Source organism: Ligilactobacillus faecis, from assembly GCF_029889745.1.
Lineage (GTDB): Bacteria > Bacillota > Bacilli > Lactobacillales > Lactobacillaceae > Ligilactobacillus > Ligilactobacillus faecis.
Window position 1 is genome coordinate 1,601,842 of the sequence record NZ_CP123639.1, and the last position, 24,289, is coordinate 1,626,130.

Sequence of the window (24,289 nt, forward strand, 5' to 3'; positions counted from 1 at the left end):
ATTACAAGGGGGCCTATCTAGATAATGATAGGACAAGAACAGTGAAAAAAATATTAGTAGTTGAAGATGATGTGGCGATCCAATTGTTATTAAAGTATAATTTGACTCAAGCCGGTTATGAACCAACGATCATCGCAGATGGAAAAGAAGGTTATTTAGCGGCACTTAAAGGTAATTACGCACATATTTTACTTGATGTGATGTTACCTAATTTAGATGGCATCGAGATCACTAAAAAATTGCGTCAAGAAAAAGTTAAAACTCCGATCATGATCATCACTGCTAAAAATCAGGAGTATGATAAGATCATTGGTCTTGAGTTAGGCGCTGACGACTATTTGACGAAACCTTTTTCGCCTCGTGAAGTGATCGCTCGCTTAAAGGCCATCGAGCGTCGGATGGAACTTACTAAAGAAGAACAATATGTAGCGCCCAAAGAAGAGTTGAACAATGTCTATGTTTTCGAAGATTTTACACTTGATCTTGATCAAGTCAAAGTTTTAAAAGACGGTGTTGCAGTCAAATTGACCCCAAAAGAATTTGAACTGTTAGCATATTTCGTCAAACGCGCAGGTAAAGTTTTGAGTCGCGAAAAGCTCCTCAATGGTGTTTGGGGGTACGATTATGTTGGTCAAACCCGGATGGTCGACATGCACGTTAGCCATTTGCGTGAAAAGATCGAACCAGATCCAAAAGCTCCTCGCTATATTCAAACTTTACGCGGTTTTGGGTATCGTTTCAATGGAAAAGAAAAAACTTTGGTCTGATCATTTGTTCCGATATTTTTGGTATGCTTTAGCTGAATTGATGCTAGTCGTCACTATTTATGGCGTGATCTTTCATGAGCATTTTTGGGCGGTTTGGCGTAAAGAAGGCGTTGCTTGGATCTTACTTGCGATCGTTATCGTAAGTGGGGGTAATTTTTTGATTTTTGAATATCAAAAAAGAGAACGTCAAAAGAGTAGCCGATTATTGGAACAAAAATTAGAAGAATTGATCATAGGTCGACCTTCACGGCACGTTTTATTAAATCCAGCAGATGAATATTACGAATTAGCCAAGCAAGTCAACCGCCTGCAGTCGAAACAACGACAAAGGAATCGGCGTTTCGAGCAACAAGGTCGTGATTACTTGACTTTGCTCCATTCTTTGAAAGGTGGCGTGGCAGTTTTTGATCAAAATAAGCAGTTGAACTTGACAAACCATGTTTTTCGTAATGAACTCCAAAGTATGATCGAACCTTTAGGAAAACCATTTTATTTGATCTTTTTAGATGCTAAATTGATCGCTTTGACTGAAAAAGTTTATCAAACTAAGCAAGATCAGCACACTTTATGGTATGATCGTGGACGAGACTCTTGGTTTGATGTGCAATTTATCTATGTACCATTGAGTAGTTCTCATTATTCTGTGATGGTGATCTTTAATGATATTACGAATACTAAACGTTTAGAACAAAAGCAACGTGATTTTATGGCAAATGCAAGTCATGAGTTACGCACGCCTTTGACGGCGATCCAAGGTTTTAGTGAGACTTTGCTTGATGGAGCTTTGGCAGATGAAGCGACTGCGCGTGATTTTTTAGAGATCATTTTAGCGCAAAGCAACCATTTAAAAGAATTGATCGATGATATCTCGGCTTTGGCTAAAGATGACCCACAAGCTGAGTTGCAATTGACGCAGTTGCAGATCGCCGACCTCTGTCAGCAACTTTTGGCCGGCTATACTGCTCAGATCGAAGCAAAAAAATTAACAGTTATGTTAGAGATCGAACCTGGGCTCAAGGTTACGACCGATCGACGTTACTTACAACATATCATGACCAATCTTTTTCAAAATGCAATACGTTATAACACTTTGGGTGGTCAGATCAAGATCGTGGCTAAGAAGGCTGAGACAACTTGGTCGTTAGCAGTCACTAATACAGGTCCAGCGATCAAGGAAACTGATAAGGCTAAGATCTTTGATCGCTTTTATCGAGCTGAAAGCTCACATACGACGAAAGGCAGTGGCCTTGGACTTTCGATCGTCAAAGAATCTGTTCAGATATTAAGGGGCAAGATCACAGTTATGAGCGCTGAAAATAAGCCGACTTGCTTTGAAGTTACTTTGCCCCTAGACGAAAATTATCTTAAAATAAAGAAGGACAATGAATATTATGAAAAAGAAATTATATCGTTCAAATGATAGTGTGATCTGTGGTGTTTGTGGTGGGATCGCTGAATATTTTGGCCTTTCACCCTGGGTCGTACGGATCACATATTTAGTGGTCGCGATCTTATGTAAGTTCATTCCACTATTAGTTTACGTTCCGATCATTATTTATGCAGTGCTAGCTTTTACACTACCTAAAAAACCAGGTAAAAGTTATAATGATCTGATCACTTTACTTGAAAGCTGGAATAAAAAAGCTGATGGTGAGCGTAAAGAAGTGGTCGATGCTAAAGAAAGAGATGTCAAACAAAATAAAAATAAGTAAAGAAAGGAAAAGCTATCGTAGCACAACAGAATTTGAAAGTCAGTGCACAGGATAGTCGCAACAGAAAATGAATTTTTGGCAACGAACATTGATAAATGTATTGGTCTTTTTAGCAACAGCTGGTTTTTTCCCAGATTACTTCCATGTTTCTAGTGTTTGGGTCGCATTTATCGCCGCAGTTGTTTTAGGACTTTTAAATATGTTCGTCAAACCGTTATTAGTAGTATTGTCGTTACCGATAACGGTCATGACTTTGGGTGTTTTTTATCTTTTTATCAATGGATTTATGCTCGAGATGACTTCATTTTTAGTCGGGTCATCTTTTGAATTTTCGAGTTTTGGTTCTGCGTTGTTAGTTGCGATCATTTTAAGTGTCGTTAATTTGATCATTACAAATTATGCAACGCAAAATCGTATTTAAATAAGGAAGGTGTATCTGATGGAAAATGCAGTCAGTGTTAGAGAACTTGTATTAGAGACGAGTAATCTAGAAGTATATTCTGGAATGCAGTATTTGGATGAAAGAATGGTCACAACGGAAGATATCTCTCGTCCTGGACTTGAGTTGACAGGTTATTTCGATTATTATCCCGAAGAACGCATCCAACTTTTTGGAATGACTGAGATCTCATATGGAAATAAGATGTCAAAAGAGGATCGAAAAAAGATCATGGAACGTTTATGCGGTAAAGATACGCCTTGCTTTGTCGTTTCACGTTATTTGGTCGTTCCAGCCGAAATGAAAGAAGCTGCTGATGAACACCATATTCCGATCTTACGTTCAAAATTACCGACAACGCGGGTCTCTGCTAAGTTGACTGATTACTTGAGTGGACGGTTGGCACCTAAAAAATCTCTGCATGGGGTCTTGATGGATATTTACGGTCTGGGGGTCTTGATCACAGGTGATTCAGGTGTCGGTAAATCAGAAACAGCTTTAGATCTGATCAAACGTGGGCATCGCTTGATCGCAGATGATCGGGTCGAAGTCCACCAACAAGATGAACAAACTTTAGTCGGCGAAGCACCTAAGATCTTGCGCCATCTGTTAGAGATCCGAGGAGTCGGGATCATTGATGTGATGAATCTCTTTGGGGCTGGAGCAGTTCGAGCCAAAACAGATATTTCTTTGATCATTCACTTGGAAAATTGGGAAAAAGACAAGCAATTCGATCGCTTAGGCAACGGTGAACAAAAAGAGCTGATCTTTGATGTTGAGATACCTAAGATCTCGATCCCTGTTAAGGTCGGACGCAATATGGCGATCATCATTGAAGCGGCTGCGATGAATTATCGTGCTAAAACAATGGGATATGATGCCACAAAAGCTTTTGAACGTAATTTGAATGCTTTGATCGATGAAAACTCGAAACAAAAGAAGTAGAGGAAAGAGACAGTGAGTGAGATTTTAGGGGTGATCGATCCGATCGCCGTTCGATTTTTAGGAATAAAAGTTCATTGGTATGGAGTCATCATTGGGCTAGCGATCATGTTGGCGCTTTATCTAGCAGTGAGTGAGGGAAAGCGCCAAGGGCTTAGACCAGATGATTTCTATGACTATCTTCTTTATGCTTTGCCGATCGCTTTGATCTGTGCTCGGATCTATTACGTTATTTTTCAATGGGATTATTACAAGAAGTTTCCAGCTGAGATCTATCGCATTTGGGATGGAGGGATCGCGATCTATGGTGGCCTTTTAGGTGCTTTGCTTGTTTTAGTGATCTTTTGTAAAAAGCGTCAGCTCTCACCGTGGCTCTTTTTAGATGTGATCGCTCCAACCGTGATCTTAGCACAAGGGATCGGACGTTGGGGAAATTTTATCAACCAAGAAGCCCATGGTGAAGCAGTTAGTCGGATTTTCTTAGTCCAGATGCATTTACCCAACTTTATTATCGAACAGATGAATATCGGAGGCACATATTATCAACCGACCTTTTTATACGAATCTGTTTGGGATATTTTAGGTTTTTTAGTTTTGATCTTATTACGACATCGAAAAAAACTTTTTAAACAAGGTGAGATCTTTTTGACATATGTTGCTTGGTATTCTTTTGGACGTTTCTTTATCGAAGGGATGCGGACAGATAGTCTGATGCTTTTGGGCTTAAGAGTTTCGCAATGGCTCTCAGTCATATTGTTTATTGGAGCGCTTAGTACGATCATTTATCGTCGCTTAAATAACAAGCATCTCCCATGGTACTTAGTGGTACAAAAGGAAGATGATCAGGCATAGCTATTTAGAAGATGATTATTGCCGCTCTGATCTCAGATCTTATCTATGATTGGATAAAAGACCGGCACTAGATGAAAAATGCCACACTTGAAAAAGATCAAGTTGTGGCATTTTTCATTTTAGTAGGCCAAATTCTTCTGCTAGGAAGAAATTTTACCTGAAAATACTCGGCAAGTCAGTCAAATATACAGTCACAATTACACACTGAAGTCAAAATCATTGATAGATAAAGGATTTTTTAAGTGTCTTCGAATAGCGCAGTATTTTTTATTAAAAATAAATAGAAATCTGATATCATATTAAGAGAGAAAAATCTTGATATATAGTATACTGTACTTGATAGAGATAATTGAGGTGATATTAATGAGTTGGAAAGATACTTATAAGATCTGGAATGAACAAACAGAGCTTGATGCAGATGTTCGTGCTGATCTTGATCGTTTAGTTACTGATCAAACACAGCTTGAGGACGCTTTTTATGCTCCTCTTGAATTTGGAACGGCTGGAATGCGTGGAGTGATCGGCGCTGGGATCAACCGAATGAACATTTATACAGTTCGGCAAGCGACTGAAGGTCTAGCACGTTTGATGGATACTTTAGATGAAAAAACACGTTTACGTGGGGTAGCGATCAGTTATGATTCACGTCATAAGTCACAAGAGTTTGCTTTTGAAGCTGCGAAAGTTTTAGGTGCACACGGGATCCCAACTTTTGTATTTGAAAGTTTACGTCCAACGCCTGAGCTTTCCTTTGCAGTGCGTCATTTACACACTTATGCTGGGATCATGATCACAGCTAGCCATAATCCAAAACAATATAATGGCTATAAGATCTATGGTGAAGATGGGGCTCAGATGCCACCAAAAGAGTCAGATTTGATCACAGGTTACATTCGAGAAGTAACAGATCTTTTTGATGTTGCAGTTGAAACTAAAGAACACTTGATCGAAGCAGGACTTTTGAAGATCATCGGTTCTGAAGTTGATCAGGCCTACTTAGAAAATGCTAAAGAAGTTACGATCGATCGTGAATTGGTAGCTGAAGAAGGTAAGACGATGAAGCTCATCTTCACACCACTTCATGGGACTGGTGGGATGTTAGGTGAAAAAGCTTTGCGTCAAGCCGGCTTCGAAGATTTTACTTTAGTGCCAGAACAGGCGTTACCTGATCCTGATTTTTCAACAGTTGAGCATCCAAACCCAGAATTTACAGAAGCTTTTGATCTAGCCATTAAATTAGGTAAGGCTGAAAAAGCCGACCTATTAGTTGCGGTAGACCCAGATGCTGACCGTTTAGGTGCTGCTGTTCGTCAACCAGACGGTGAATATAAACTTTTAACGGGTAATCAGATCGCTGCTGTTATGTTGAATTACATTTTGACAGCACGCAAGAAAGCTGGTACTTTGCCTGCTAATGCTGCTGTTGTCAAATCGATCGTTTCGAGTGAATTTGCTACTAAAGTTGCAGAAGATTTTGGAGCAAGTGCGATCAATGTTTTGACAGGCTTCAAGTTTATTGCTGAACAGATCCAACACTTTGAAGAAACAAATGAACATACCTTTATGTTAGGTTTTGAAGAAAGTTATGGTTACTTAGTGCGTCCGTTCGTACGTGACAAAGATGCGATCCAATCATTAGTTTTACTAGCCGAAGTTGCTGCTTTCTACAAGAAACAAGGTAAGAACTTATATGATGGCCTGCAAGAGCTCTTTGAAAAGTATGGCTATTTTGCTGAAAAGACGATCGCTTTGACTTTTGATGGGGTCGAAGGTGCACAAGAGATCAAGAATCTGATGGTCAAATTCAGAGAAGATGCTCCAGCTGATTTTGCAGGACAAAAGGTCGTTGCTGTAGAAGATTATGCGTCATCAGAACGAAAAGTTACTGACGGACAAGTTGAAGAGATCAAACTGCCAAAATCAAATGTTTTGAAGTATATTTTAGCTGATGGAACATGGATCGCAGTTCGACCTTCAGGGACTGAACCAAAAATCAAGTTCTATATTGGAACTCAAGGCAAGACTTTAGCCGAAGCTAATGAAAAATGTCAAAGCTTTGAAGAGGCGATCAATGCCTTTATCAAAGGCTAATATCTAAACTATAAAAAGGATCTCTGTTTCAATTTGAAATGGAGGTCTTTTTTTTGCGAAAATATGTTCTTTTTTTGGGTGCAAAAATACGTTTGGTGTAGTATGATAGATAGAGCGAAATAAGTTTTTACACAAGGGGGTATAGATCAGATGATCGAACGTCAAGCTGATAAGGAGTTCAAATTAGTTTCAAAATATGAACCAACTGGAGATCAACCTACTGCGATCGCAAGTTTAGTTGATGGGATAAAAGCAGGAAAAAAAGAACAGATCTTACTTGGAGCGACTGGGACGGGGAAAACCTTTACCATCTCAAATGTGATCGCAAAAGTTAATAAACCGACGCTCGTTTTAGCTCATAATAAGACGCTTGCCGGTCAGCTCTATGGGGAATTCAAAGAATTCTTCCCAGAAAATGCAGTTGAGTATTTTGTTAGTTACTATGATTACTACCAACCAGAAGCTTACGTCCCCTCAAGTGATACGTACATTGAAAAAGATTCAAGTATAAATGACGAGATCGATAAATTGCGCCACTCAGCTACTAGTTCGTTGCTCGAACGAAATGATGTGATCGTAGTTGCTTCGGTCTCGTCGATCTTTGGTTTAGGTGATCCAAATGAATATCGCGATCAAGCTCTTTCTTTGCGTGTTGGGCAAGAACTTGAACGCGACAAATTATTACAACAATTGATCGAAGTTCAATTCGAACGAAATGATATCGATTTTCAACGGGGGCGTTTTCGTGTCCGAGGCGATGTAGTCGAGATCTTTCCAGCTTCACGAGATGAACAAGCATTGCGTATTGAATTTTTTGGCGACGAGATCGATCGGATCCGTGAAGTTGATCCTTTGACAGGCGAGATCTTAGGAGATCGCAGTCATGTTGTGATCTTCCCAGCGACCCACTTTTTAACGAGTGGTGAAAGGTTAGAAAGTTCGATCCAAAGTATTGAAGCTGAACTCAAAGAACGCTTAGAGGTTTTACGTGAAGAAGGTAAACTTTTAGAAGCTCAGCGACTTGAACAACGTACAACTTATGATATCGAGATGTTGCGTGAGATGGGATATTGTTCAGGGATCGAAAATTACTCTCGCCATATGGATGGACGCAAGCCAGGGCAAGCACCGTATACGCTACTTGATTTTTTCCCAGATGATTTTTTGATCGTTGTCGACGAATCACACGTGACGATGCCTCAAGTACGCGGGATGTATAATGGTGACCGCTCGCGCAAGCAAATGTTGGTCGATCATGGTTTCCGTTTGCCAAGTGCCTTAGATAATCGGCCGTTAAAATTAGCTGAATTTGAAGACCATGTCGATCAGATCGTCTATATGTCAGCTACTCCTGGTGAATATGAAAAAGAGCATACTGATGAAGTTGTGCAACAGATCATTCGTCCAACAGGGCTTTTAGATCCAGACGTTGAAGTTCGCCCGATCATGGGGCAAATGGACGATCTTGTTTGCGAGATCGAAAAACGAGTCAAACGAGATGAGCGTGTTTTTGTAACAACTTTGACCAAAAAGATGGCTGAAGACCTAACTGACTATTTCAAGGAAATGAGTATCAAAGTCAAATATCTACATTCGGATATCAAGACACTTGAACGAACAGAGATCGTTCGTGACTTACGTTTAGGTAAATTTGACGTCTTAGTTGGGATCAACTTATTGCGTGAAGGGATCGATGTGCCAGAAGTTTCCCTTGTTGCGATCTTAGATGCTGATAAAGAAGGATTTTTACGCAATGAACGCTCCTTGATCCAAACGATCGGGCGGGCAGCACGTAACGAAAATGGACATGTGATCATGTATGCTGATAAGGTGACAGATTCGATGCAAGCTGCGATAGATGAAACAAAGCGGCGGCGAACGCTCCAAATGCAATACAATGAGGAGCACCATATCAAACCAAAAACAGTCAAAAAAGCGATCCGTGATGTGATCACGATCACAGCTAAACCAGAAGAGCACCTAAAAGATCTTGATCGAGAGATCGCTTTTGATGAATTAGATAAGAAAGAACAGTTAGAGATGATCGCACGTTTAGAAGAACAAATGCGGACCGCGGCTAAAAACTTAGAATTTGAAGATGCAGCTGCATTGCGGGATACTGTTTTAGAGTTAAAAACACAGATCGGACAGTAATAGAGGGGGAATTATTGTGGCTAAAAATAAGATCACGATCCGAGGAGCACGTGAACATAACTTAAAGGATATCAATGTTGAGATCCCAAAAGATAAATTAGTCGTGATCACGGGTCTTTCAGGTTCAGGTAAAAGTTCTTTAGCGTTTGATACGCTCTATGCTGAAGGACAAAGACGTTATGTTGAAAGTCTGTCATCTTATGCTAGGCAATTTTTAGGACAGATGGATAAACCAGACGTCGATTCGATCGACGGTCTTTCGCCAGCGATCTCGATCGATCAAAAAACAACTTCAAAAAATCCACGTTCGACTGTTGGAACAGTAACTGAGATCAATGATTACTTGCGTTTGCTGTGGGCACGGGTAGGCACGCCGATCTGCCCCAATGATGGAAATGTGATCACAAGTCAATCAGTTGAACAAATGGTCGATCGGGTCTTAAGTTTGCCAGAACGGACGAAAGTACAGATCTTAGCTCCGATCGTGCGTGGCAAAAAAGGACAACATAAAAAACTTTTAGAAAAGATCAAACGTGAAGGTTTTGTGCGTGTGCTCATTGATGGTGAGATGCATGATATCGAAGAAAACATCGAGCTAGATAAAAATCAAAAGCATGATCTGGCTGTTGTTGTTGATCGGATCGCATTGCGTTCTGGGATCAGGTCACGGTTATTTGACTCATTTGAAGCGGCTTTACGTTTAGCTGATGGCTATGCAACAGCTGATATCATCGGAGGTGAAACGCTACAATTCTCTGAGAATTTTGCTTGCCCGTACTGTGGATTTACGATCGGTGAATTAGAACCACGTTTGTTTTCTTTTAATGCTCCTTTTGGGGCTTGTCCAGATTGTGATGGCCTGGGTGTCAAATTGGAAGTCGACGTTGATCTAATTGTGCCAGATCGCACTAAAACGTTGAATGAAGGCGCAATGGAGCCTTGGAATCCGATCAGTTCAAAATATTATCCGACTCTTTTAAAGCAAGCTTGTGACGCCTTTGGGATCGATATGGATACGCCTTTTGAAGATCTTTCAAAAGAACAACAACAGTTAGTTTTATATGGGGCAGGTGAGCAAACATTTCATTTTACCTATGAAAATGACTTTGGTGGGATCCGTGATATCGATACGACCTTTGAAGGGATCATTCCTAATATCGAGCGCCGTTATCGGGAAACAAATAGTGATTTTACCCGTGATGTGATGCGAAAATATATGACAAGTCTGAAATGTAATACTTGTCATGGTTATCGTTTAAACCAAAAAGCCTTAGCTGTCAAGATCGCAGGTAGACATATCGGAGAAGTTTCTGAATTGCCGATCGCTGAAGAATTAGCCTTTTTTAAAGAGTTAAACTTTGATGAACAAGCAGAACAGATCGCTCGTCCGATCTTAAAAGAGATCATTGATCGCTTGACTTTCTTAGTCAATGTTGGCCTAGATTATTTGAATCTTAGTCGCTCAGCCCGAACGCTCTCTGGTGGTGAGGCTCAACGGATCAGATTAGCAACTCAGATCGGCTCCAACCTTTCTGGTGTCTTATATATTTTAGATGAACCGTCGATCGGGCTGCATCAACGCGATAATGATCGGTTGATCGCTTCTTTAAAAGCAATGTGTGAGTTAGGCAATACGCTAGTTGTTGTGGAACATGATGAGGATACGATGCGTGCAGCTGACTATTTGATCGATATCGGTCCTGGAGCTGGAGCACATGGTGGACAAGTGATGGCGGCTGGTACGCCTAAACAAGTGGCACGTAGTACTAGATCATTAACAGGTCAATATTTAGCTGGCAAAAAGTATATTCCGATCCCAGCTAAACGGCGCACAGGCAACGGCTTAGCTTTAAAACTTTATGGAGCTTCTGAAAATAACTTGAAAGATGTTGATGTAACGTTCCCGTTGGGCGAGTTTATCGCTGTTACAGGTGTTTCTGGTTCTGGAAAATCGACCTTGGTCAATATGATCTTAAAACGTGCTTTAGCACAAAAACTACATCATAATTCTGAAAAACCAGGTAAATATAAAAAGTTAACAGGTATAGAAGCGTTAGAAAAAGTCATCAATATCGATCAAAGTCCGATCGGACGCACACCAAGAAGTAATCCAGCAACATATACAGGAGTCTTCGATGATATTCGTGGTCTTTTTGCGCAAACAAACCAAGCCAAGATGCGCGGTTATGGTAAAGGACGCTTTAGTTTCAATGTTAAAGGCGGACGGTGTGAGGCTTGTAAAGGTGATGGGATCATCAAGATCGAGATGAATTTCTTACCAGATGTGTATGTTCCATGTGAAGTTTGTCATGGCGCTCGTTATAATTCAGAGACGCTTGAAGTTGAATATAAAGGGAAAAATATTGCAGAAGTTTTAGAAATGAATGTTTTAGAAGCACTTGATTTCTTTGAAGCGGTCCCTAAGATCAGACGGAAATTACAAACGATCGTGGATGTTGGTTTAGGCTATGTTTCTTTAGGACAACCGGCGACGACTCTTTCTGGGGGTGAAGCCCAACGCATGAAATTAGCTTCTGAATTGCATCGGAAATCGGCTGGAAAAACATTTTATATTTTAGATGAACCGACGACAGGACTACACACAGACGATATCAAACGCTTATTAGAAGTTTTGCAGCGCTTAGTCGATAAGGGAAATACTGTGCTTGTGATCGAACATAATCTAGATGTGATCAAATCGGCCGATCATTTGATCGATCTTGGGCCTGAAGGTGGCAAACTCGGGGGGCAGATCGTAGGAACTGGAACACCAGAAGAACTTGCCCAGTTATCTGAAAGTTATACTGGTCGATATTTGCGCCCACTACTTGAAAATGGACACTATGAAGAGCGGATCGAATAAAGCACTTGATTTTTAGTAAGAAAATGCTAGAGTTAAATTAGTTGATCGACGACGATCAAGTCATAAAGAAAGGAAAAACTGTTTAAAAAGGCTTTAGACTATGTTTTAAACAGTGGTGAAGAACTTGGCAGAAGTAGAAAGTTTTACACTAGACCATACAGCAGTCAAAGCACCTTATGTGCGGTTGATCACAGTTGAAGAAGGAGCTAAGGGCGATCAGATCTCTAACTTCGATCTGCGCTTAGTTCAACCAAATGAAAATGCGATCCCAACTGCTGGCTTACACACGATCGAGCATATGCTAGCGGGGTATTTACGCGACCATATGGATGGTGTGATCGATTGTTCACCGTTTGGATGCCGGACTGGTTTTCATTTGATCATGTGGGGAGAGCATGATACAGTCGAAGTAGCTCAAGCGCTTAAAGCTTCTTTGAATGATATTTTGAATGCATCTTGGGAAGATGTTCAAGGAACAGACATCAAGAGTTGTGGAAACTACCGTGACCATTCACTTTTCTCTGCAAAAGAATGGTGTCAAAAGATCTTAGCTGAAGGTATCTCAAGCGATCACTTTGAGCGAAAAGTTATCTAAAATAAAACAAGCTTTCCTGAAAAATGGAAAGCTTGTTTTTTTATTGGAATGGGTTATAAAAACGCCCATGATCAACGTGAAATAGATATAAGCTACATAAAAAGAGGAAAAGTGCTAGTAAAACAATGCCACGATCTTTTGCAGTAAAAGGCTGCTCAGTATACCAAGTACGTTTGCTTTTAGAACCAAAGCGACGTAATTGCATAGCTGTGCTGATCGTATTGATCCGATCTAAACTTGAAAAGATCAAAGGAATGATGATATTGAGCATACCTTTAGCTCTTGTTAGTAATGATGCTTTTTTGGAAAGCTCGTTACCGCGCGCTTGTTGCGCAAGTGAGATCTCCCAATAAGTAGTTTGGATATCAGGAATATATCGTAGAGCTAAGGCCACAGCATAGCTGACTTTATAACTGATCTTGAGCTTGTTCAAGCTCGAAGCAAAGGCGCTTGGATCTGTAGTCAGTAAAAAGAGTAACGCCAGTGGTACAGTGCAGATATATTTTAAAGCGACATTAAAGAGGTAGAAAAGCTCTTCAGCTGTAACTGTAAAATATCCAGCTGCAAGCAAGACATGCCGTGAACCGTAGAGCGTTTCTCCGTAAGTCGGTTGAAAGAAAAAGATCGCAACTAAATTCAAGAGTGAAAAGAAAAAGATAAATTTAACAACAAAAGCGACTTGGGCCCACTTGATCTTAGCAAGTCTAAAGAGTGCTAATGACAAAACACTGACAACGACTAAAAAGCGTGTATCAAAAGTAGTCATGCATGCAAGTGAGACAAGGAAAAAGAAAAAAAGTTTAGCTGAAGCATTGAGTTGATGGAGATAACTTGTCCCTGGACGAAAGCCAAGGATATTTTGCTCAGGCATAAAGCATGTTTGCCAGACAAATATAGCACTGCCAAGTGAGAAAGTCGTCTAGCATTCCTTTCTTAGATTTGAATCAAAAAAGATACACGTTCACCCTATATTTTTCTTTCTGATGAACGAATTAAGCTCAAGTTTCTTCGTGATAGAGACTAGAGAGCATTGCTTTAGCTGAAAGGTCGTATTTTTTAGCTAATTGATATAAGCTCGTCTGGCGTAAAGAAGCTTTTTCTAGTAGTTTAGGGCGCGCTAAAAGTTCACTTGGATGAAGATCGGCTAATAAACGGCCGTGACTGATCACTAATGAGCGGGTCGTATATTCGAGCATCAAATGCATGTCATGTGTAACGATCACGATCGTACAGTTCTTTTTACGGTTAAGATAACGTAAAAATTGCATGATCTCGGTATACGTGCGGTAGTCTTGCCCTGCTGTCGGTTCATCTAGGATCAAGATCTGAGGTTCAAGAACTAAGATCGAAGCGATCGTGACGCGCTTTTTTTGTCCATAGCTCAAAGCTGTGATCGGCCAATTTCGGTAAGCATAGAGCCCACAAACTTTCAAAACTTGCATGACTTTTTCTCGCACGCTCTGCTCGTCTGCTCCACGTAAGCGCAATCCTAAAGCGACTTCGTCAAAGATCATTTTTTGTGAGATCATCTGATTTGGATCTTGCATGATATAGCCGATCTGTTCAGCGCGTTCTTTGATCGATGTCTTAGAAAGATCTGTTTGATCAAGCGCGATCGAACCAGTGCCATTTAAAAAACCACAGATCAATTTGATCAAAGTTGTTTTACCGGCTCCGTTTTGACCAACTAAGCTGACAAAATCGCCCTTATTGAGCGTAAAGCTGATCTGTTGGAGCAAAGGTGAATTTACTTCGTAACTAAACGAAAGATCTTTGACTTTTAAAAGTGGGACTGAAGGACTTTTCTCAGATGTTTTTGGACTGAGATAACTTTTAGCGAGTGCTTTTTTGATCTGCAGATCGTCTGGTAAGGCCGACACGTTCGTCAAATCTGGAAAATTTGTCACATCGATTCCAGCTTTGATCAAAGCTTCTAAAAATAAAGGGCGCCGTAGTCCGACTTGTGGCAGAAGAGCGGTCTTGAAAAGCTCTGTTGGGGTTTGATCTGCGACGATCTGACCGTTTGCCATAACGATGATCCGATCGGGCTGGCAAGCTAAAACATCTTCGAGCCGATGTTCGATAATGATCACAGTTGCTTTTGTCTTAGACTGAAGCTTATCGATAAGTTCCATCGTCTGTAAGCTAGCAACAGGATCAAGATTGGCTAGTGGTTCATCAAACAAAAGGATCGGTGAACCATCAACTAAAACACCCGCTAAGGAGACGCGTTGCTTTTGCCCCCCAGAGAGCTTTTGAGGGGAATGGGTGAGTAATTCAGTCAAATTCAGCTCTTTAGCCCATTTTGCAACTTGTACTTGCATTTCATTTTTAGGTAATGCATCATTTTCTAAAGCAAAGGCGATGTCTTCGGCAACAGTCAAGCCTACAAATTGGCTATTTGTATCTTGTAAGATCGTTGAAGTTGTGAAAGAAAGCTCAAAGATATCAGTAGTCGTGATATCTTTTCCGTTGATCAAGCATTTTCCAGTAAGTTCACCGCGGTCCTCATTTGGGATCAATCCGTTTAGACACTTAGCTAAAGTAGATTTACCACTTCCTGAAGGACCAGCGATCAAAATTTTTTCGCCAGCTTGGATCTCTAGCTCGATCTGTTTAAGCGTTGGTTCGGCCTGACTCAAATATTGAAATGAGAAATTATTAAATGAAATGATCGGTTTTTCCATAATCTATTCCTTACGTAAACTTCCTTTTTTAGTTTGTGAACTTGCATAAGCTTTGATCAAAAGAGTACCTAAGATCCCAACAGAAAGACTATTCGATAAAGCTGAAATGGCTCCTTGTAAAAAAACTTTATTAGCAGTTCGCTATAGATCAAAATGTCTAATAGGGGTGCAAATAAGCTCCAGGTGAGGAAATTGGCTAAGATCTGAGATAAATTAAATAAAATGATATCTTTAGTTGTAAAGCGACCTTGGGTGATCTTGAGGCGCTTACCGATCAAACCAAAGAATGCCCCAATGATCCCTGAACAAATGACCCAACTCCACCAAGGATTACCATAGCTGATCAAGTCTTTTAAAGTATGACCAATAAAGCCAGTCAGAAAGCCAACAAGAGGACCAAATAAAACGGCAAAGAAGGCTAAGAATGGATATGTTGTTTCAAGGTTTGTGTTTGGGATCCCAGTTGGGATCGAAGCAAACCGACCTAAAATAACAAAGATCGCTGAGCCGATCCCGATCGCGACAACACTTTTGACAGATAATTCTTGTTTCATTTTAAAACTTCCTTTCATTTATATATATTATTCAACTTTTTGTAATGTGACAGTCCAATCGCTTCCAGTTTCGATATGATAAGCGGCCGAAAAAGAAGCCTGATTCAAAGCGATCCCAACATTTAGAAGCGAATTGATGTAGAGCAAAGGTGCATTGACGGAAACTTCAGCAAAAGAGCGCACAAAGGGGAGCTTGGCACGATAGACTTCTTTTTCCTTAAAGGAGATCGTGACTAAAATAAGATCACCACGTTTGATCTTGAGCTCTTTTAATAGCTGGAGCGAAATGTTCGTCCAAAGTGAACCGAAACGAACATCTAAAATATCGACCATACCTGAGATCTGCTCATTTTTTAGTGTAGGTTCAAGTAATGGTAAGGTCGTGAGTTCTGATCGAGAGATCTCTTGGCCAAGTTCAGCTAGTGTTAATTGGCCGCTAGCTAATTTGGCGCCATTATAAGCATAGACATCGCGCCCATGAAAAGTATGGCTTTCTGCTGAATCGGGTAAGCGACGCGTATTTTCATCGATCCGATAAACTTTGACTAGACCGAAGTAGTGGGCCACATGAGTCAAGGTCCCATTATCTGGTGTGAGGATATAATGCCCACTTTTAGTTAAAGCACAGACGCTTTTGCGCTCACTGCCGACTCCAGGATCGACGACAGAAACAAAAACAGTTCCTTTGGGCCAGTAGTTGAGTGTTTGATATAGCCGATATGAGCCTTCCCAAATATTATACGGAGAGATCTCATGTGTCAGATCGGCGATGAAAAGGTCCGTTGCAACAGCCTTAGCAACGCCATACATCGCGCTGACTGCTCCATCGCCCAAACCAAAATCTGTTTGTAAGACAAGTTGTTTATTTGTCATAAAAAAGCTCCTTTCTTTACTAAAAAAACGCCCAATACGAACTAAGTCGTAAAGGACGTTTGCACGTGGTACCACCTTAAGCTTTGTGGGTAATTCACATGACCCACCTCAGTAACTGTTTACCAGTTTAGATGTTAACGATTCTCATCGATCTATCAGCTTACACCGCTAGATTGCTCCGAGTTCATCTGTAACTATATTCTAGTACTCTCAGCTATTTACTAGTCTCTGTCATCGCATAGTTACTCTTCTCATCAACGCAGTAGTTTATAAGTTAATGAGATTATAGCTATTTTTTTAAAATTCGTCAACGTTTTTTTAATTGATTTTTTTTGTGCAAATTATATAATTTTTGTCTTATTTAAAAGTATAATGTAAATAAGTGATCTTGGCTCCTACTATAACTTAGTTTAGCTAAAGATCAAACAATTAAAACAATATTTAGTTAAAAACGATCAAACTAGATCATTTAAGTGAGGGTGAGCGATCAGTGAGTGAAAATTATAAAAGTGTTTTTGATATTATTGGACCAGTGATGGTCGGTCCGTCAAGTTCGCATACAGCTGGTGCTGTCATGATCGGTCAAGTGGCACATAAGCTCTTTTTAGTACCATTAAAAAAGATCACAGTCGCTTACTATGAATCTTTTGCTCAGACACACCAAGGACATGGAACGGATTATGCGATCGTGGCTGGTATTTTAGGGATGCAAACGGATGATCTTAGAGTTCCGAATGCGGTCGAACTTGCAAGAGATCAAGGGATCGAGGTCATTTTCAAGGAAATGCCTGGAAATAGTCCGATCAAGCATCCAAACACAGCGATCATTACGCTGGAAAATGAATTTAAAAAGATCACAGTTGCTGGTTGTTCGATCGGTGGTGGGACGATCGAGATCCGTAAACTTGAGATCGATGGGCAAACATTTACGCCACTTGGGCCGTTACCGATTATGTTATGTTGGGGCGTCAAAGATATTCCAAAAAGTATCAAAAAGAGCCTTGATCAAGGAAATGTCAAGATCAGGAAAGCTGTTGCGCCAGTCAAACTAAAAGAAGATTATCTGTGTGAGTTTGATCTAGATAAGATCCCACATCAAAACATATTAGAGCAGATCAAAGCTGTTAGTAAAAATCTGATCTGTTTGTAAGTAAGGTGAGTAAATGTATCAAAGTGTAGCTGAGATCGTCGAACAAGCTGAAAAGAAGGGGTGTCCTATCTGGCAGTTGATGGTCGAACAAGAGATGGAATATTCCAACTTGAGTTTTGAAGAAGTCTGGCTCAAGATGAAAAAGCAATTAGCTGTTATGAAAAATGCAGCTAAACGTGGATCGAAAGGTGAGGGCGTCTATTCGCCCACTGGCTTGACAGGTGGTGAGGCCGCTAAGATGCGCAAGTATCGAGAAGCTGGGCGTGGTCTAACAGACGAGACCGTTTTATTGGCGATCGAAAAATCACTAGCCACAAATGAAGTCAACGCAGCGATGGGTTTGATCTGTGCGACTCCAACAGCCGGTTCATCAGGAACGATCCCAGGGGTCTTGTTTGCTTTAGAAAAAAAACGAGATCTGACAGAAGATCAAATGGTCGCTTTTCTCTTTTGTGCAAGTGCTTTTGGTATGGTGACTGCTAATAACGCAATGATCGCAGGAGCAACTGGAGGGTGTCAAGCAGAAGTCGGAAGTGCTTCTGGGATGGCAGCAGCTGCCGCAGTTGAGATCTGTGGCGGAACGCCGACACAAGCAGCTGAAGCTTTTGCAATGGCTCTTAGCAATCTTTTAGGACTTGTTTGTGATCCTGTTGCTGGCCTAGTTGAGATCCCATGTGTTAAACGTAATGTTGTTGGTTCAGTCAATGCTTTGGCAGCTGCCGATATGGCCTTAGCTGGCTTGACGAATAAGATCCCAGCGGATGAAGTTATTCTAGCAATGAAACGGATCGGAAAAAATTTACCTGCACAATTACGCGAGACTGGTCTAGGTGGTTTAGCAGCAACTCCGACTGGGATCCAAATGAAAGTTAAGATCTTTGGCGAAGATCTTGATCTAAATAAAGATTAAAGGGACTACAGTAAGTGTAGTCTCAGAATGTAGACTAAGTCATCAGAGTATGTGCTCTGGTGACTTTTTTTGTATAATTAAAGAAAACGATTACGGAGGTATTTGTCATGCTTCGCAAGAGTGATCCCAATCTCAAACGCCGTGAATATGCTCGTACTTCTCTAGATGATTTGGTCCCAAAAGATCATTTACTCCGTAAAATTGATCAAATTATTGATTTCTCTTTTATTTATGATCTTGTCGAAGATTCCTATTGTAAAAATAATGGCCGTCCCAGTCTTGATCCTGTATTACTCATAAAGATTCCTTTGATTCAAAATCTATTTGGTATTCGTTCTATGCGTCAAACGATCAAAGAAATTCAAGTTAATGTCGCTTATCGATGGTTTCTAGGACTGGGTTTAAATGATCCTGTTCCTCATTTCTCTACTTACGGTAAAAACTATAAAAGAAGATTTGCTGAAAATCATGTAATAGAAGCCATTTTTGCTCATATCTTGAAACTCTGCTTAGAAAATGATCTTATCGACACAACTGATATTTTTATTGATGGAACTCATTTGAAAGCTGCTGCTAACAGCCGTAAATATACTACTGAAGTTATTGAAACTAAGTCAAAATTTATGAGTGAAGATCTCGAAAAAGAAATAAATGTAGATAGAGCTAAACATCAAAAGAAACCCTTAAAAGAAGAAAAACCTAAAAAAAAACTAGACAAGTAAAAATATCTAAAACTGATCCTGATAGTGGATGGTTTCATAAGGGTGAACACAAACAGGTTTTTGCCTATAACGTTCAAGCTGCCTGTGATAAAAATGGGTGGCTCTTAGCTTATGTGGTCGGTGCGGGAAATATCCATGATACGCAACTTTTTCCTGAAATATTTGAAAAAGTACGGAAGTACGACCCACAATATATTATCGCTGATTCTGGCTATAAAACACCCACGATCGCACACTTTTTACTATCTCAAGGCATAATTCCCATTCTTCCTTATAAACGCCCAAGGGGCAAAGTTGGTACGCTTAGACCCAAAGATTTTGTTTATGATGAATATTATGATTGTTATTTATGTCCTGGCGATCAAATCTTAATGTACTCCACAACTAATCGAAGTGGTTATCGTGAATATAAAAGTGATCCTACAATCTGTGAAAAATGTCCTTTACTGCACAAATGTACACAAAGTAAAAATCATCAAAGAGTTATCGCTCGTCATGTTTGGCAAGATAGTATGGAAAAATGTGAGGATATCAGGCATCAAACTGGCTCAAAATTAAAGTATGAAGCGCGAAAGGAGACGATCGAAAGAAATTTTGGTTCGGCAAAAGAATATCACAACTTGAGATACGCCCGAGAAGTAGGAATTGATAAAATTCTAGCTCAAGTCGGGTTGATATTTGCGTGCCTAAATCTAAAAAAACTGGTAAAAATACTGGGGAAAAAACCTGTTATATTCGTATATTTCAAAGTATATAGTTATAAAAATACATAAAAAAACAAACTCTATCCGATTTGAATAGAGTTTGTCTACGTTCTGGGACTACAGTAAGTGTAGTCTTTTTTACTATTTGCGAAGCTAACTTTACTAGTCGACACACCTGGTGTGTTATAATATAGTAATTGGATTTAATTGGGGGGAAGTTCAATTGGCAGAAACAATACAATTAGTAGTCGTAACTGGAATGAGTGGAGCTGGTAAAACAGTAGCTATGCAAAGCTTTGAAGATCTTGGGTATTTTTGTGTAGATAATATGCCTCCAGCTTTACTTGGAAAATTTTGGGAATTAGTCAAAGAATCTGGTAAGATAACGAAAGTTGCGCTTGTAATGGATCTTCGTTCGCGAGCTTTTTATGATGAGATCTTTTCAATGCTACAAGCTTTAGATGATGGTGACGAAAACTTTGTGCCTAAGATCCTCTTTTTAGATGCATCTGATGAAGAATTAGTTGCCCGCTATAAGGAAACAAGACGCGCTCATCCATTAGCGATGGAAGGACGGATCTTAGATGGGATCCAACGTGAGCGTGAACTTTTAGCGCAGATCAAATCCAAGGCTCAACTTGTGATCGATACAAGTACGATCTCCCCGCGACAGTTACGAGAAGAGATCTTTCATAATTTTGAAAGTAACGAGCACACAGCTTTTCATATCAATGTGATGTCGTTTGGTTTTAAGTATGGAGTGCCGATCGATGCTGATATCGTGATGGATGTTCGCTTTTTACCTAATCCGTATTATGTAAAGGAATTACGGGAAAAGACTGGGCTCGATCAGGCAGTTTATGATTATGTTATGAATTCTCAGATGACAGAAGGTTTTTATCAAAAATTTATCGAAACATTACGCTTTGTCATACCGGGTTATAAAAATGAAGGAAAATCAAGTGTTACGATCGCGATCGGCTGTACTGGTGGGCAACATCGCTCAGTTGCCTTAGCCAAACGGATCGGTGAAGCGCTTGCTAAAGATCATCCTGTCAATGTGACCCATCGTGATATGAATAAAAGAAAGGAAACAGTCAATCGGTCATGACCCACATAAATCTCAATCGAAATCGCCCTAAGATCGTTGTTATCGGTGGAGGAACAGGCTTACCTGTTATTTTGACTGGTCTTCACCAGTATAATGTTGATATCACTGCTGTTGTTACAGTAGCAGATGATGGTGGCTCGTCTGGGGTGATCCGTGATTATATCAATGTGGTCCCTCCAGGGGATATTCGCAATGTTTTAGTGGCGTTATCTAACATGCCAGAGATCTATAAGCAGATCTTTCAGTATCGCTTCAACTCAAATGATCAATTCTTTTCAGGACATGCGATCGGAAATTTGATCATTGCTGCTTTATCTGAGATGGATGATCGGGGGATCTTTGATGCGGTACAAGAGCTTTCAAGTTTGATGCAGATCGACGGTCATGTCTATCCGGCTTCAGATACACCGTTGATCTTGAATGCTAAATTTACTGATGGTAGCCAATTGGCGGGAGAATCGCATATTTCTGCTGCTGGTAAAACGATCGACCATGTTTGGGTGACTTCTGTTGATGGGAAGACACCAGAAGCCAAACAAGAAGTCATTCAAGCGATCATGGAGGCTGATCAGATCGTTTTAGGACCGGGAAGTTTATTTACGAGTATTTTACCTAATTTGATGATCTCAAATGTTGGTCAAGCAGTAAGAGAGACAAACGCAGAAGTCATCTATATTTGTAATATTATGACGCAAAAGGGCGAAACAGAACGTTTTACAGACGCTGAACATGTCCGCGTTTTAAATAGACATTTAGGAAAAAATTTTATCGATACAGTTTTAGTTAATACTGAACCTGTGCCTAAAGATTATCTCGATCGGCAAAAGTATGATGAATATCTTTATCAAGTAGCTTATGATTTTAAAGGATTACGCGAACAAGGGTGTCGAGTGATCTCAGATAACTTTTTGAAGTTACGTGATCGTGGTGTCTTTCATAATGGTGAGCAAGTGGTTGAAGAACTGATGCGTTTACTAGGACGCCCTCGTTCATGGGATGCAAATGAATTGAATTAAAGGATGAACTTTGATGTCTTATGCAAGTGATGTAAAAAAAGAATTAACGACACTTGAAGTCCATTTTGGAAATGCTAAAGCTGAATTGATGGCTTTGATCCGAATGAATGGCGCTTTAAGTATCGTTAATCATCAATTTGTTTTGAGTGTGCAAACTGAAAACCCTGCGATCGCTAGACGGATCTACGTTTTATTGAAACAGTTTTATGATGTGGAAAGTGAACTTTTAGTGCGGAGAAAAATGAAGTTAAAAAAGAATAATTTCTACATCGTGCGTTTAAAAACGGGAAGTGACCACGTTTTGAAAGATCTAGATATTTTAGATGGTTTTCAAGTCAAAGAGACTGTTCCTTTAAATTTTTTAGATGATGATGCTAAAGTCCGTTCATATTTGCGAGGCGCATTTTTAGCGACTGGATCAGTCAACAATCCTGAAAAAAGTCGCTATCATCTGGAGATCTATTCGCTTTATGAAGATCATAATAAGACGATCTGTGAGATGATGAATCGTTATGGATTAAACGCTCGAATGACAGAAAGGCGCAGTGGTTATATCACCTATTTGAAAGAAGCAGAAAAGATCGCTGATTTTCTTTCTTTGATCGGAGCCACAAATGCGATGTTAAAATTTGAAGATATTCGGATCGTTCGTGATATGCGTAACTCAGTCAATCGGATCGTCAATTGCGAAAATGCGAATATGAACAAAGTGGCAGATGCCGCTAACCGACAGATCGAAAATATCCATTTTATCGAAGAGCAAGTTGGTTTAAATAGCCTGCCTCCAAAACTACAGGAGGTGGCACAGGCGCGTTTAGCTCATCCTGAAGTGAGTTTAAAAGAACTTGGTGAATACGTTGCTAGTGGACCGATCTCAAAATCAGGGGTCAATCATCGGCTACGGAAATTAAATGAATATGCACAAAAACTAAGGGCAGAGGTCGTATCATAAGGATACGGCCTTTTTGCTTGCAAAAATAAAGAAGACATAGTAATTTAATTACTAACTATCAAACGGATAGGATGTCACAATTAAAAAATACGAGGGGGAAAAGAGATGAAGTTTACTTATCGCGAATATATGTTTCATATCTTAAACGGGATCAGTATGGGCGTGATCGTAGCCTTGATCCCTTCAGCTTTATTGGGGCAATTGATGCAAGCTTTGAGTGGGATCTGGCCAGGATTTTCTAGCTCGATCTTAACGATCACGACCTTCAACATGAGTTTATTACCGGCCATGGCTGCTTTTAGTGTGGGGTATCTGTGTCAAATGAACATGGTCCAGATGAGCTCATTAGCTGGGGCGGCCATGGTCGGCTCAGGGGTCATGCACCAAACAGCACAAGGTTTTCTATTAGCCGGAACAGGCGACGTGATCAATACTGGGATAACGATCACCTTTGCAGTTTGGTTAGCACGATTAGTAGGGGAACGTTTCAAAAATTATACAGTCTTGTTACTACCGATCATTGTGATCGTCGGAGCTGGTGCTTTTGGCTTATTCACTTTACCATACGTTCAAGCCTTTACAGGTTTGATCGGAGCGGGGATCAAGACTTTTACCGAGCTCCAACCGCTTTTGATGGGAATTTTGATGGGGATCACCTTTGCTGTTTTGATCTGTTCACCGATCAGTTCAGTCGGGATCGCCACTGCGATCGGGATCACTGGTATTGCATCTGGGTCAGCTAATCTAGGGATCACAGCTGGAGCCTTTACGCTTGCGATCATGGGGAGTTCTGTTAATAGTCTCGGAACTGTGTTTGCTCATTTCTTAGGGACGCCAAAGCTTCAGATGGGAAATATGCTTGAAAAACCAAAACTTTTTTTGCCAGTGATCATCAGTGCTGGGATCATGGGTGGTTTAGGCGCACTATGCAATATTCAGGGAACAAAGATGAGTGCAGGTTTTGGTTTCAGTGGGTTAGTCGGACCTTTGGCGGCTTATCAAGCAATGCCGGCTGGTCTAGTTAGTGTGGGGCTGGTTACACTTCTATTTGTGATCTTGCCACTTATTTTAGGATATAGTTTACGTTATCTTTTTATTACACGGTTTAAATTATTCAGTGCAAATGATCTTTTGATCGAAACTAAATAAAAAAATGAGGTCACACCTTTGACCTCATTTCAGAACGTAGACAAAC

Annotated in this window: 19 protein-coding genes and 2 pseudogenes; 17 read left to right on the plus strand and 4 right to left on the minus strand. The window is 40.3% G+C overall.

The genetic code is table 11. The features are described from left to right. Nucleotides 1–41 precede the first annotated feature (41 nt). From QFX10_RS07300 to QFX10_RS07345, 10 genes are all read left to right on the plus strand, one after another. Nucleotides 42–767 carry a response regulator transcription factor gene (locus tag QFX10_RS07300; protein ID WP_280605589.1) on the plus strand — a complete coding sequence of 242 codons (726 nt, stop codon included), beginning with the start codon at nucleotides 42–44 and terminating at the stop codon, nucleotides 765–767. After that, complete coding sequence (locus QFX10_RS07305; RefSeq protein WP_280605590.1) at nucleotides 742–2,187, plus strand: sensor histidine kinase; 1,446 nt, start codon at nucleotides 742–744, stop codon at nucleotides 2,185–2,187. Before QFX10_RS07300 ends, QFX10_RS07305 begins: the two co-directional genes overlap by 26 nt. Then, the gene (locus QFX10_RS07310; RefSeq protein ID WP_280605591.1) at nucleotides 2,159–2,479 is read left to right on the plus strand and encodes a PspC domain-containing protein; all 321 of its coding nucleotides are present in this window, start codon (nucleotides 2,159–2,161) and stop codon (nucleotides 2,477–2,479) included. The genes QFX10_RS07305 and QFX10_RS07310 overlap by 29 nt, the downstream gene beginning before the upstream one ends. Nucleotides 2,480–2,546: 67 nt before the next feature. Beyond that, a complete protein-coding gene (locus QFX10_RS07315) occupies nucleotides 2,547–2,900 on the plus strand; it encodes a phage holin family protein (RefSeq protein ID WP_280605592.1) in 354 nt (117 codons plus the stop codon). Nucleotides 2,901–2,918: 18 nt separating this feature from the next. After that, on the plus strand, nucleotides 2,919–3,863 hold the full coding sequence (gene hprK / locus QFX10_RS07320) for an HPr(Ser) kinase/phosphatase (protein WP_280605593.1): 945 nt from the start codon (nucleotides 2,919–2,921) through the stop codon (nucleotides 3,861–3,863). 12 nt (nucleotides 3,864–3,875) lie between these two features. After that, on the plus strand, nucleotides 3,876–4,712 hold the full coding sequence (gene lgt / locus QFX10_RS07325; RefSeq protein ID WP_280605594.1) for a prolipoprotein diacylglyceryl transferase: 837 nt from the start codon (nucleotides 3,876–3,878) through the stop codon (nucleotides 4,710–4,712). A gap of 363 nt (nucleotides 4,713–5,075) precedes the next feature. Then, the gene (locus tag QFX10_RS07330; protein ID WP_280605595.1) at nucleotides 5,076–6,803 is read left to right on the plus strand and encodes a phospho-sugar mutase; all 1,728 of its coding nucleotides are present in this window, start codon (nucleotides 5,076–5,078) and stop codon (nucleotides 6,801–6,803) included. A 150-nt stretch (nucleotides 6,804–6,953) separates the two neighbouring features. Beyond that, nucleotides 6,954–8,957 carry an excinuclease ABC subunit UvrB gene (gene uvrB, locus QFX10_RS07335; protein ID WP_280605596.1) on the plus strand — a complete coding sequence of 668 codons (2,004 nt, stop codon included), beginning with the start codon at nucleotides 6,954–6,956 and terminating at the stop codon, nucleotides 8,955–8,957. Nucleotides 8,958–8,973: 16 nt separating this feature from the next. Beyond that, entirely contained in the window at nucleotides 8,974–11,820 is a 2,847-nt protein-coding gene (uvrA, locus tag QFX10_RS07340; protein ID WP_280605597.1) for an excinuclease ABC subunit UvrA, read from the plus strand. A gap of 124 nt (nucleotides 11,821–11,944) precedes the next feature. Beyond that, complete coding sequence (locus QFX10_RS07345; RefSeq protein WP_280605598.1) at nucleotides 11,945–12,415, plus strand: S-ribosylhomocysteine lyase; 471 nt, start codon at nucleotides 11,945–11,947, stop codon at nucleotides 12,413–12,415. A 40-nt stretch (nucleotides 12,416–12,455) separates the two neighbouring features. On the opposite strand, the gene QFX10_RS07350 is transcribed toward QFX10_RS07345, so the two are convergent. The 4 genes and pseudogenes from QFX10_RS07350 to QFX10_RS07365 all read right to left on the minus strand — a co-directional run bounded on the left by QFX10_RS07350 (nucleotide 12,456) and on the right by QFX10_RS07365 (nucleotide 16,529). Beyond that, nucleotides 12,456–13,286, minus strand: coding sequence for an energy-coupling factor transporter transmembrane component T family protein (locus tag QFX10_RS07350; RefSeq protein ID WP_280605599.1), 831 nt, complete (start codon nucleotides 13,284–13,286; stop codon nucleotides 12,456–12,458). A 127-nt stretch (nucleotides 13,287–13,413) separates the two neighbouring features. Further along, a complete protein-coding gene (locus QFX10_RS07355) occupies nucleotides 13,414–15,102 on the minus strand; it encodes an ABC transporter ATP-binding protein (protein WP_280605600.1) in 1,689 nt (562 codons plus the stop codon). A 3-nt stretch (nucleotides 15,103–15,105) separates the two neighbouring features. After that, nucleotides 15,106–15,656, minus strand: a pseudogene (locus QFX10_RS07360) (ECF-type riboflavin transporter substrate-binding protein). Nucleotides 15,657–15,683: 27 nt separating this feature from the next. Beyond that, a complete protein-coding gene (locus QFX10_RS07365; protein WP_280605601.1) occupies nucleotides 15,684–16,529 on the minus strand; it encodes an SAM hydrolase/SAM-dependent halogenase family protein in 846 nt (281 codons plus the stop codon). A 490-nt stretch (nucleotides 16,530–17,019) separates the two neighbouring features. Here QFX10_RS07365 and QFX10_RS07370 point away from each other — a divergent pair, with 490 nt between their 5' ends. From QFX10_RS07370 to QFX10_RS07400, 7 genes and pseudogenes are all read left to right on the plus strand, one after another. After that, the gene (locus QFX10_RS07370) at nucleotides 17,020–17,679 is read left to right on the plus strand and encodes a serine dehydratase beta chain (protein WP_280605602.1); all 660 of its coding nucleotides are present in this window, start codon (nucleotides 17,020–17,022) and stop codon (nucleotides 17,677–17,679) included. Between the two features lie 13 nt (nucleotides 17,680–17,692). Continuing rightward, the gene (gene sdaAA / locus QFX10_RS07375; RefSeq protein WP_280605603.1) at nucleotides 17,693–18,589 is read left to right on the plus strand and encodes an L-serine ammonia-lyase, iron-sulfur-dependent, subunit alpha; all 897 of its coding nucleotides are present in this window, start codon (nucleotides 17,693–17,695) and stop codon (nucleotides 18,587–18,589) included. 107 nt (nucleotides 18,590–18,696) lie between these two features. Further along, nucleotides 18,697–20,112: pseudogene (locus QFX10_RS07380) on the plus strand (IS1182 family transposase). A 126-nt stretch (nucleotides 20,113–20,238) separates the two neighbouring features. Next, nucleotides 20,239–21,126 carry an RNase adapter RapZ gene (gene rapZ / locus QFX10_RS07385; RefSeq protein ID WP_280605604.1) on the plus strand — a complete coding sequence of 296 codons (888 nt, stop codon included), beginning with the start codon at nucleotides 20,239–20,241 and terminating at the stop codon, nucleotides 21,124–21,126. Further along, nucleotides 21,123–22,142 (plus strand): gluconeogenesis factor YvcK family protein, encoded by a 1,020-nt coding sequence (locus QFX10_RS07390; RefSeq protein ID WP_280605605.1) that lies wholly within the window; start codon nucleotides 21,123–21,125, stop codon nucleotides 22,140–22,142. Before rapZ ends, QFX10_RS07390 begins: the two co-directional genes overlap by 4 nt. Before the next feature lie 13 nt (nucleotides 22,143–22,155). Beyond that, nucleotides 22,156–23,094, plus strand: a complete 939-nt coding sequence (gene whiA / locus QFX10_RS07395; protein WP_280605606.1) for a DNA-binding protein WhiA — start codon at nucleotides 22,156–22,158, stop codon at nucleotides 23,092–23,094. Between the two features lie 105 nt (nucleotides 23,095–23,199). Further along, nucleotides 23,200–24,243, plus strand: a complete 1,044-nt coding sequence (locus QFX10_RS07400) for a PTS sugar transporter subunit IIC (RefSeq protein WP_280605607.1) — start codon at nucleotides 23,200–23,202, stop codon at nucleotides 24,241–24,243. The last annotated feature ends 46 nt before the right edge of the window (nucleotides 24,244–24,289 follow it).